At 46.0% G+C, this 12,823-nt stretch carries 1 protein-coding gene; it reads left to right on the top strand.

Annotation, left to right across the window (positions count from 1 at the left end; translation table 11 throughout):
• Window positions 1-15: 15 nt before the first annotated feature.
• The gene (locus BSI_RS0121105) at window positions 16-12,816 is read left to right on the top strand and encodes a type I polyketide synthase (RefSeq protein ID WP_032732044.1); all 12,801 of its coding nucleotides are present in this window, start codon (window positions 16-18) and stop codon (window positions 12,814-12,816) included.
• The last annotated feature ends 7 nt before the right edge of the window (window positions 12,817-12,823 follow it).

Raw genomic sequence — 12,823 nt, 5'->3', positions numbered from 1 at the left:
GAGAGGAGTGGGAAAATGATAACTGAACAACTGCACATTTCATTAAATAATCCGATCATGTCCAACCATAAGGTATATGGACAAGCGTTATTACCCGGCCTTGCTTATATAGATTTGATCTATCAAGTATTCCAAGAACATGGTTTCCCATACCAAGAGCTTGAATTAAAAAATCTGATCATTTTTTACCCTTTGACCGCAGACGAATCGCATGACATTGCCCTGACCATTCATGCGTCTGAAAGCAAGGAAGGGACATGGTCCATCATCATCGACGGACAAAAACAGCATGGCGAGTCGCTATCGGACAAAAGACAATATGTGACGGCTGAAATGCATCGTAAAGAACGGACTGCTTTTGCCGAAACCATAAACCTTAATCAGTGGAAAAGTACAGCTGACAGGATTCTGAATTTAGATGACCTGTATGAACAATGCCGCTCTCAACAATTAGTTCATACAGGCATGATGAAGGCGGAAGGGCAAATTTATGAAACCAAAGAGGGTGCTTTAATTGATCTATCTGTCGGACAGGAAGCATTGCTTCATTCTGAGGCGTTTCTGTTTCACCCGACTCTCATTGACGGCAGCGGCATAGGTTCAAGCTGCCTGCTCTCAGAACAAACGATGTATCTGCCATTGTGTTATGAATCGTTTTCAGCTTCAGAACGATTACAAAAAGGATGTACAGCCCGGATCCTCTCTTCATCTGTGCGCCAGAAGAAAGAACTCACTTATATGACGGTTGAATATTTTAATTCCTCCGGACAAAAAGTGGCCGAGCTGAAACAGTTTGCAGGCAAGTCTGTACGGGATGGGTCAGCCTTTCATTCGGCAAAAGAAATTCAAGAAGAAAGACATGCTGTCTCTCAGAATACCGGTCGGGACTATACTGCATTTGAAACGTATTTGCGTCAATTGCTTGCTGAACAGCTTGAAAGGCCGGCAGAACAAATGGATATTCACGCGGGATACTATGAGCTTGGGCTGGATTCACCATCTTTGCTTAAGGTAGTTCAGGAGATAGGGGCTAAGATTGGAGCGGATCTTTCGCCAACGCTGCTGTTTGAATATACAACGATTGCAGAACTAGCTGCGCATCTTGCTGAACACTATTCAATGGGAGAGGCGGACGAAACAGTCCGCCAGTCTCCTAAACCAATGCAGGATTCTTCAGACGTCGCTCCCTCTTTACGAGAATTCGGGGAAGATATCGCCATTATCGGAATGGCAGGCCGTTATCCTAAGGCAAAAAACATACAGGAATTTTGGGAAAATCTTAAGGCAGGTACCGACTGCATCACGGAGATCCCAAACTCGCGCTGGGAATGGAAGGAAAACAATGGGCTGGATTCACCTTCGGGCAAGCCATTGTCAAAATGGGGCGGGTTTATCGAGGATGCTGATTGTTTTGATCCTCAATTTTTCAGGATTTCACCCCGTGAAGCGGAAACCATGGACCCTCAGGAACGCTTATTTTTAGAGACGTGCTGGGAAGCCATTGAAGATGCGGGGTATACACCAGAAACAATTGCTTCACCGCAGGGAGAAAATAAAAGGCAGCATGTCGGCGTGTTTGCAGGCGTTATGCATAAGGACTACTCTCTTATAGGAGCGGAGGCTCTATCAGAACAAAATGCATTTCCTTTATCGCTGAATTATGCGCAAATTGCCAACAGGGTCTCTTACTATTGTAATTTCCACGGTCCAAGCATGGCGGTGGATACAGTCTGCTCTTCTTCATTAACTGCGGTTCATCTGGCAATAGAGAGCATCCGGAATGGAGAATGTGAGGCCGCGCTTGCCGGAGGCGTCAATTTGTCACTGCATCCGGCTAAATATATCAGCTACGGCAGTGTGGGGATGCACTCAAGTGACGGCTATTGCCATACATTTGGCAAAGGCGGGGATGGCTATGTATCCGGAGAAGGTGTCGGAACAGTGCTGTTAAAGCCGCTGCGAAAAGCTGAACAGGACGGCGACCGGATCTATGCTGTCATCAAAGGCAGTGCAATTAATCATGTAGGAAAAGTAAGCGGAATTACAGTTCCGAGCCCGGTAGCTCAAGCTGATGTTATCGAAGCGTGCTTAGAGAAAACAGGAATTGATCCGCGCACCATCAGCTATGTTGAAGCCCATGGCACTGGCACCTCATTAGGAGATCCGATTGAAATACAAGGATTGGTGAAGGCTTTCAGCCGCAATACGCAGGACAAGCAATTCTGCTCAATCGGTTCTGTGAAATCAAATATTGGCCATGCCGAATCTGCAGCCGGCGTCAGCGGTTTAACGAAGACTGTCCTGCAGCTCCATCATAAAACATTGGTGCCGTCATTACACTCAGAAGAGTTGAATCCATATTTGCAGCTCGATCAAACCCCGTTTTTTGTCCAGCATGAAACGAAAAAATGGGAGCAGCCATCATTGACAGAAAACGGGATGGACATCACATATCCCCGCCGCGCCGGTTTAAGTTCGTTTGGCGCTTCAGGATCAAATGCACATCTTATTTTGGAGGAATATATTCCGGCAGAGAGTTTTTCAGAGCCGGTTTTAGCGAAAAATGAACAAATAATGATTCCGTTGTCCGCGAGAAACAAAGACCGTCTGCAGGCTTATGCTCTAAAACTCCTGGATTTTCTTAGCGAGGATATCAATATTGTAGCATTAGCTTATACATTGCAGGCAGGACGGGTGGAAATGGAGGAACGGGCAGCCTTCATCGTGAAGGACATAAAGGATTTAACTGCTAAACTTCGGGCGTTTGCAAATGGTGACAAAGAGATCGATGGCTGCTGGACCGGACAAGCCAAGGAGAATCAGGAGGCCGCCGGGCCAACATCGGAGAATGCGCTGAGAAACAGCACGATAACAGACAGCCAATTGAAGAAAATGGCGGAATCATGGGTTCAAGGAAAGCGGGTCATCTGGGACGAGCTATACGGTGATCGCAAGCCGCTTAAAATCAGTGTTCCGACATATCCATTTGCTAAGGAGCGCTACTGGATACCGGCTCCTGAAACAAAAACCAGCACAGTAGATCATACCTTACATCCGCTGGTGCACCGCAATACGTCAGACTTTACTGAGCAGCGCTTTAGCTCTGTTTTTACAGGCAAGGAATTTTTCCTATCTGATCATGTTGTGCAGGGACAAAAAATCTTGCCGGGTGTTGCCTATTTAGAAATGGCAAGGGAAGCAGCCGAAAAAGCTGCGGGGGATCTGGAAGGTGAACAAAGAGTGGTGTCGCTTAAGGACATCGTCTGGATTCGTCCTATCACGATAGGAAGTGAATCAAAAGAAATACATATTGGCCTTTATCCTGAGGATAACGGGGACATTTCCTTTGACATTTACAGCAGCTCTGAAAATAAAGAAGAAACCCCGATGATACACAGTCAAGGTCGTGCAGTCATTTCAGCTGAAGCGGACACTCCTGTTTTAGACCTTGCATCAATACAGAAAGAATGCAGCCTGGATACAGTGATGTCAGAACAATGCTATACAGCGTTTCGAAAGATTGGGCTTGACTATGGCAAGGGCTATCAAGGGGTTGAAAAAGTACTTGTCGGACAAGATCGATTGCTTGCAAAAATCTCGTTACCCGCTTTTCTAAAAGACGGCAAGCAGCATTTTACGCTCCACCCGAGTTTGATGGATTCCGCCTTCCATGCCACAGTCGGTTTTATCGTTAGCTCAGTCAATGCTGAAGCGCAAGCCCATCAGCTGTCTCTCCCGTTTGCATTGCAGCAGCTTGACGTTTTCAGCCCGTGTCCTGAAGAGATTTGGTCTTATATTCGATACAGTTCAGACAGTAAAGCGGAGGACAAAGTCAGGAAGTACGACATTGATTTATGCGATGAGAACGGAAACGTTTGTGTTCGAATGAAGGGGGCTTCGATGCGAGCACTTGATGGGGAGCAGACCAAGCCTCAAGCAGCAGCTGATTCTCCGCTGACAGGGCATACAATGATGATCCCTGCCTGGGAACCGGTTTCTCCAAATGGTGAAGACAATGCTTCGTTTGTTGGGATGCAGGCTGTTTTATGCGGCGGTACTGAAGGTGAACGGATGTTAATAAAGCAGCAGCATCCTCAGGTTTCATTTGTAGATATCCGGCCTGCAGATGACATTGCTGCAATAGCGGACAAGCTGCAAGCGTGCGGAGACATTGACCATGTATTGTGGATTGCCCCGTCACACCCGGAGAATATGGTTAGTGAGGGACAAGGAGAGGCTGTTCTTCAGGCATTTAAGCTTGTGAAGGCATGTCTTCAATTAGGCTATGGTGAGAAAAAGCTAGAATGGTCTTTTGTGACCGTCCAAGCGCAGCCGGTTACTCAACACGAGACAGTACATCCCGCTCATGCAAGCATTCATGGACTCGCCGGCACAATCGCTAAGGAATATCCGCATTGGAACATCCGCCTTCTTGATCTTGAAGAAGGCTGCACATGGCCGGTACATCAAATGTTTACGCTCCCTGCTGACCATCTTGGCCACACTTGGGCTTATCGGAATCAGCAATGGCATCAGCAGCAACTGATCCCATATCGCCATTCACCGTCAAATGACACGCTATATCGAACAGGCGGAGTATATGTGGTCATCGGAGGTGCCGGGTACATCGGGGAGGCATGGAGTGAGTACATGATCCGCCGCTATCAGGCGCAAATCGTTTGGATTGGACGCAGTCAAATCAATGATGCCATTCAGGCGAAAGTAGACCGTCTTTCCGAGCTTGGCCCTGAGCCTTACTATATTTCAGCCGATGCAGCGGACATGCATTCATTGCAGCAGGCTTATGATCAAGTGAAAAAGCGTCATCCTCACATTCACGGGATCGTCCACTCTGCAATGGTTTTATTTGAGCAAAGCCTGGAAAATATGACACTGGAAGAATTTGAAACCGGACTGGCGGCCAAGGTGGATGCCAGTGTCCGTACGGCTCAAGTGTTCCAACATGAACGTTTGGATTTTGTACTATTCTTCTCTTCGCTTGTAGCTCATATCAAAAACGTAAAGCAAAGCCATTATGCCTCTGGCTGTGCATTTGCAGATGCTTTTGCTCACCAGCTCTCCCAAAGCTGGGCTTGCCCTGTAAAAGTCATGAACTGGGGATATTGGGGGAACAGTGAAGCGGCCGAGGATGAACAATATGTACAGCTCATGAATCAAATTGGCTTAGGTTTAATTGAACCTGCGGAAGGTATGAAGGCGCTGGAAGCACTGCTTTCTGGGCCAGTCAGCCAAACGGCTTTCATTCATACGACAAAACCTGTCGCAGTCGAAGGTGTGAATCAGAATGAATTCATCACCCTTTATCCCGAGCACCCTTCAGCAGACGCTGAAAGCCTGAAAGAACGACTGCCGAAAACAGGACAAGTACAAAGAGCTACACATGAAGAGCTGGACGATCTTCTTTACAGGCTGTTATTAGGTCAGTTGCAAACGGCCGGGCTGTTTGATGGTCATAGATTATCAGTTGAGCGCCTTCAACAATACAAGACTCGTGAATTTTATGAAAAATGGCTTCAGCAAAGCAGTGAATTCCTTCTGCAGCATGATTACCTTAAGAAAGATGGAGATTCATTGGTAAGGAAGAATCGAGCAGAGGATATCGCGTTGCTTTGGCAAGAATGGAATGCGAAAAAAGAAAAATGGCTCAAAGACAGCAACACCAAGGCGATGGTTGTTTTAGCAGAGACTATGCTGAAAGGATTACCGGATATTTTGACAGGGGAAGTGCCTGCCACAGATATCATGTTCCCGCATTCCTCAATGGAATTGGTGGAAGGCATTTATAAGCAAAACCAAGTGGCAGACTATTTTAATAAAGTGCTTGCCGATACGTTAATAGCTTACCTGGATGAACGGCTGAAGCATGATCCTGAGGCATCGATTCGCATTATGGAAATAGGCGCAGGCACAGGCGGCACGAGTGCCGGAATCTTTCAAAAACTGAAAGCCCATCAAAATCATATCGAAGAATACTGTTATACAGATCTGTCGAAAGCATTTTTGCTGCATGCAGAAAAGGAATATGGGGCGGAAAATCCGTACCTGACGTATCAGCTTTTTGACGTAGAAAAACCGATTGACCAGCAGGAGATCGAGGCTGGTGGCTATGATGTCGTCATTGCCGCTAATGTCCTTCACGCGACAAAAAATATCCGTCAAACCCTGCGGCATACAAAAGCAGTGATGAAAAACAACGGAATGCTGCTGCTGAATGAAATGGCGGGAAACAGCCTGTTCCCTCACATCACCTTTGGTCTCTTGGAAGGCTGGTGGCTGTATGAAGATCCTGCAGTGCGGATTCCCGGATGTCCAGGCTTATATCCTAACAGCTGGAAATCGGCACTAGAAAGCGAAGGCTTTGAATCTGTCTTCTTTCCGGCCGAAGCGGCCCATGATCTCAGTCACCAGATCGTCGCAGCCTCAAGCAATGGGCTGGTTCGCCGTATGATGATGAAAAGTGTGGTCTCGCCAGAGAAGGATGTTTCCCCCGCGTCTAATAAAGAGCAAGCCTATACACAAAACATAGATACGCAGAAAGATGGACAATCAAATACTGCTGCTCTCAGAGAAAAAAGCACAGAATATATGAAAAAACTAATTGGAGAAACATTGAAAATTCCTGTAGGCAAGATTGAGTCATCTGAACCGCTTGAAAAGTACGGTATTGATTCTATCGTCGTTGTCCAGTTGACAAATACATTGCGTAAAGAATTTGACCATGTAAGCAGCACTTTATTTTTCGAGTATCAGACCATTGACGCGTTAGTGGAACACTTAATCAAAACAAAATCAGAAGCGCTCATGAAACTGACTGGTCTTGACCGTCAAGTTCAACAAAAGACACCAGCCGCAAGCAAGAATGAATCTTTACAAAAGTCTGGACAGGCCGCTAAAAGATCGCGGCGCTTTCGCAAGCTCGGCTTCAGCAGGGAGAAAGAAATGCCAACACACGCTCTTGCCAGCCGTGACGTTGCCGTTATCGGCATTTCCGGACGTTATCCTCAGGCTGAAACAGCAGAAGATTTTTGGAACAACCTAAAAGAAGGAAGAAATTGTATTGAGGAAATTCCGAAAGAACGCTGGGATTGGAAAGCCTATTACGATAAAGAAAAAGGAAAAGAAGGGTCGATTTATACAAAATGGGGCGGATTTATCAAGGATATGGACAAGTTTGATCCTTTATTCTTTCAGATTTCTCCGCTCGAAGCAGAAAGAATGGACCCTCAGGAGCGATTATTTCTGCAAACCGCTTATGCAAGTATAGAAGATGCGGGATACACGCCTGACACGCTCTGTACAAGCAGAAAAATCGGCGTCTTTGCCGGAGTGATGAACAAAAATTATCCGACCGGCTACGGCTATTGGTCTATCGCCAACAGAATATCCTATTTGCTGAATTTCCAAGGCCCGAGCCTTGCCGTCGATACTGCCTGCTCATCCTCTCTGACAGCGATTCATTTAGCGCTGGAAAGCATTTATAGCGGATCGAGTGATTGCGCCATTGCCGGCGGTGTTAATTTAGTTGTCGATCCGGTCCATTATCAGAACTTATCTGTCATGAATATGCTCTCTGCAAGTGATACATGTAAATCATTCGGCGATGACGCAGATGGATTTGTCGACGGAGAAGGAGTAGGAGCTATTGTGTTAAAGCCGTTGCAGCAAGCAATAGCAGACGGCGACCATATTTACGGTGTGATAAAGGCCAGTGCGATTAACAGTGGAGGAAAAACGAATGGCTATACCGTTCCTAATCCTCATGCACAGGCACAGGTGATTAAAGAAGCGATTGAGCGCGCCAACATTCCTGCCCGAACCATCAGTTATGTGGAAGCGCACGGAACAGGCACCGCGTTAGGAGATCCGATTGAGATAGCGGGATTAACAAAAGCGTTTGAGGAAGATACGCAAGAGAAACAGTTTTGCGCGATTGGCTCCAGCAAGTCAAATATCGGCCATTGTGAAAGTGCAGCTGGAATCGCAGGGCTGACAAAAATACTTTTTCAGTTTAAATACGGCCAAATTGCGCCATCATTGCATTCTCAGCGATTGAATCCAAACATTGAATTCAACCATACGCCATTTGTCGTTCAGCAGGATCTTGGTGAATGGAAGCGCCCGGTGATTGACGGGCAGGAGGTGCCGAGACGTGCCGGATTGAGCAGTTTTGGCGCCGGAGGGTCCAATGCCCATATGATCCTGGAAGAATATATTCCGAGAACAGAAGCGCAAACTCCTGAAGCTCATCCTCCTGCGCTGATTGTGCTGTCAGCGAAAAACATGGAACGGCTTCAGGAAAAAGCGGAGCAGCTGCTCACAGCCATTCAAGAAAAAAGGTACAGCGAAACAGATCTGATCCGGATCGCCTATACCTTACAAACGGGCCGTGAAGCAATGGAGGAACGGCTGGGCTTTATAGCAGAATCATTAGAGGATCTTGAAAGAAAACTAAACGATTTTATCGAAAACAAAACAGACAGCCTCTACTTGGATCGCATTGATGATAACAAAAAAGCATTAGCGGTCTTATCAGCTGATGAAGATACGGAAAAAATCATAGAGGCATGGATGAGTAAAGGGAAATACATGAAACTGCTGGATCTTTGGGTGAAAGGCTTGTCTTTTGACTGGGGGAAGCTGTACGAAACCCATAAGCCGATCCGGATCAGTCTTCCGGCATATCCATTTGCAAAAGAACGTTACTGGGCACCAGGCACGGCAAAGGCCCCGGCTCCTATAGAACAGCATCATGAACAGCAAACAGAAGAACATTTCGAGGTGATGACTTTTAAAGAAGTGTGGAAAGAAGAGCCAGTGTCTCTCACATCGAAACGCTTCAAAACGTTTATCTGTTTTCTGACTGATAGAGAAAAGCAAAACGCATTCGCTGCATCTGTGAAAAATGTTGATCAAGACACCAAGGTCATTTTTATTTCGCAGGGTGAGGTGTACGTCAAACAATCTCAAAATAGCTATCAGATTGTACGGCAACAACCCGCCACTTTTGAAAAAGCCTTCCAGAGCATTCAGGAAGAACATGGAGAGCCAGATGCAATCCTTTATATGTGGCCTGCGGAAGACGCGAGCTGTATAAAGGACCATTCCTTGATTGTCTATCTATTACAAGGTATGTCCGCGGCAAAGCTTCATCCTTCACGGCTTCTGCTGGCAGGACGTTTTGAAAATGGTCTTGACCGGAGCTATCTGGAATCATGGATTGGCTTCGAACGTTCACTCGGGCTTGTTCTCCCGCATACAAAAGTGACTGGAATCTTTCAGCCGGCAGGACAAAAATCAATGGATGATTGGGCTCGAAAGATCTGGACGGAATTGCAGGCTTCAACTGAGCAAACTGTTTTGTATCAGAATGGCAAACGATATGTAAGTCACATTGAACAGACAGCGATACAACCGAACAACAGCAAATTGAAGTCTGGCGGTACTTACCTGATTACAGGCGGTTTAGGAGGGCTCGGTTATTTATTCGCCAAACATTTGGCTAAACACTATGCCGCAAACGTTATTTTGACAGGGCGGTCGCCTTTCAATGAAGAAAAGCAAAAGAAAATAAAAGAAGTAAAGGATCTAGGCGGCGAAGCCATGTATGCAGAAGCAGATGTCTCTGATCCTATCGCGATGGGAGACTGCGTGAAACGAGGGAAAGACCGATTCGGCGCCATAAATGGCGTTATTCATGCAGCCGGAGTCGAGAGCGATTCTGCTATTTTTGACAAAGAGATCGAAAGCTTCCAGCGCATCATTGAACCGAAAATCAACGGTACGATAGCGCTTGATGAATGGCTTAAAAATGAAAATCTTGATTTTATTTGTTATTTTTCTTCATCTTCTGCGATTTTAGGAGATTTTGGCTGTTGTGATTATGCAATAGGGAATCGGTTCCAAATGGCTTATGCACAATACAGAAACGAGCTTCATAGCGGCAAAACGTTTGTCATCAACTGGCCTGTATGGAAAGATGGCGGAATGAAGATCGGTGATGAAGAAACAACCGATATGTATCTGAAATCAAGCGGCCAGCGCTTCTTAGAAGCTGATGAAGGCATCCGTATGTTTGAACACATCCTGTCTCAGCAGGATGCTCAGCATCTCGTGATAGCCGGCCAGCCCAGCCGGGTCAGCCGCTTTTTAGGAATGACTGAACCTATTCAGGAACCGGCCATTCAAGCCCCTGCTGCACAAGAAAAAAGGGACGAGACCAAAACGCTAAGCATTGAAAAGCGTTTAGAACACGATTTGAAAGAGCATATTCACGCATTGCTTAAAATCTCAAAGGACAAGCTGAATTTGAACAAAAATTGGGCCGACTTCGGATTTGATTCGATCTATTTGGCTAAATTCTCGAATGTATTATCAAAGCATTTCAACATTGAAGTGCCACCGGCTTTATTTTTTGGCTATTCGACTTTACAAGAATTGATCCGCTTCTTCTTAACGGATCACAAAGAGCTGATCGAAGCATTTTACCGGAATGATGCATCTGAGGCACAAAAGCCTTCTGAAGCTGATGCTCCGGTTTCTGTAGAACCAGAAACCAATAAAAAAAGCGTCCGGCAGTCTCACGCTGAGCCAATCGCCATTATCGGCATGAGCGGCAGGTTTCCTCAAGCTGATTCGGTTCATGAGCTATGGGACAATCTGAAAAACGGGAAAGATTGTATCTCTGAGATTCCGAAAGAACGCTGGGACTGGGGAAGAGCTAACAGAGATCCAGAAAAAGCAGTGCCGAGATGGGGCGCATTTTTGAAGGACATAGACCGGTTTGATCCGCTGTTTTTTCAAATATCGCCTAAAGAAGCTGAAAGCATGGATCCGCGCCAGCGCATTTTTCTAGAGGAAGCATGGCACACATTTGAAGACGCTGGCTATATGGGACATCGGATAAAAGGAAAATCCTGTGGTGTTTATGTAGGTGTGGAAGAAGGAGAATATGCGCATTTAACCGGAGATACGGATTACATTAATGGAACGCAAAACGCCACATTATCTGCGCGAATCGCATACGCGTTAGATTTAAAAGGGCCTAATATGGCGTTGACAGCAGCATGTTCATCTGGACTTGTGGCGATTCATCAGGCGTGTTCAGCCCTGCGTCAAGGAGATTGTGAAATGGCTTTAGCCGGCGGCGTCAGCCTGAATATTTCTCAAATGTCTTTTGAGGCGCTGACAAGAGCCGAAATGCTTTCTCCGAACGGACAATGCAAAGTGTTTGACCAGGATGCCAATGGTCTGGTGCCAGGTGAAGCAGTAGCTGCTGTTCTCCTGAAACCATTATCAAAGGCAATTGAAGATAAAGATCATATTTATGGCTGCATAAAGGCCAGCGGTGTGAATTACGATGGCAAAACCAATGGCATTACTGCACCAAATCCTTTCAGCCAGGCGGAATTGATCGAAAACATTTATGAAAAAAATGAAATCAACCCGCTCGATATTCAATATGTGATGGCACACAGTACCGGCTCAAATCTTGGAGATCCGCTTGAGGTCCAAGCATTAACGAGCGTGTTCAGCAAATATACGAAGCAGAAGCAATTCTGCATGATGAGCTCGATTAAACCTTTAATCGGTCACACATTTGCAGCGTCAGGGGTGGTTGCTTTAATCAGTATGCTGATGGCAATGAAAAACCATACCATTCCGGCTACTCATCACTGTGAATCGGACAACCCGTATATTCAGTTTAAAGAAAGCCCGCTCGTGCTTTGCAAAGAGAACCGTCCATGGGTCAGGGAAAATCAGAGGCCGAGGATGGGAACAATCAGCACGACAGGAATCAGCGGCACCAATGCGCATGCAGTCATTGAAGAATACATCCCGGATGAGCAGCCGTTCACACAGCCACATAAAGAGCCGGCTGAATGCCCGCAGGTCATCGTGCTCTCAGCCCAAAATGACGATCGGCTTCAGGAAGCTGTCAGCCGCATGATTGTGTATCTTGAGCAGAATCATAACCTTTCTTTACCTGATGTTGCATATACGCTTCAGGTAGGGAGAAAAGCCATGGAAGCAAGGCTCGCGATTGTTGTGAACAATCAGGAGCAATTGGTGCGAAAATTGAAGGAATATGCGGAAGCGATGAAGAATGGTGGGGTATCAGGCCAACAGGCATTCCTTTATACAGGACATACGGAAGGGATGTTAGAAGAACAAGATGAAGCTTTCCTGCAAGCTTTTGCAAAAGAGAGAAATTTGGAAAGCATTGCGGAATGTTGGGTGAAAGGATATCAGATCCCTTGGGAACTCCTTCATGAAGGTGATGACGTTCGGATGCTCCCTTTACCTGGCTATCCATTTGCAAGGGAGCGATATTGGGTTTCATCAGGCAATCACCAATCAGAGTCCGTTAAACCGCATACACAAGACATGAAAACAGAGATTGACGAGCCAAATAGGGAGACACACATTCAAAAGATCATTGTTCAATTTTTAGCACGAGAGTTAGGCATATCTGAGGATCGAATCAATTTCAAAAGAAACTTTCTGGATTATGGGATGGATTCAATTCTTGGCCGAAAATTGATGCGTCATATCGAAAAAACCACGCAGATGAAGATGACTGGCCGGGAAATCCTTGAATGTCAGACTGTCCAAGCTCTATCCGCTCATTTGGCCTCGAAAGCGGAAAGACACAATCAAAGCGCGGCAGCACATCAAACAAAGGGCACGTATACAGACGAACAGATCATCGGATTAATGCAAGAGGTGGCGCAAGGAAAATTGGATTTTAAGAGTGTGCAAAACATCATAGAAGGGAGTAAATCGTATGAATCATAAAGAAATT

Source organism: Bacillus inaquosorum KCTC 13429, from assembly GCF_000332645.1.
Lineage (GTDB): Bacteria > Bacillota > Bacilli > Bacillales > Bacillaceae > Bacillus > Bacillus inaquosorum.
The sequence above is the reverse complement of the archived record's forward strand: the minus strand, read 5'-3'. Positions and strand labels throughout refer to the sequence as shown.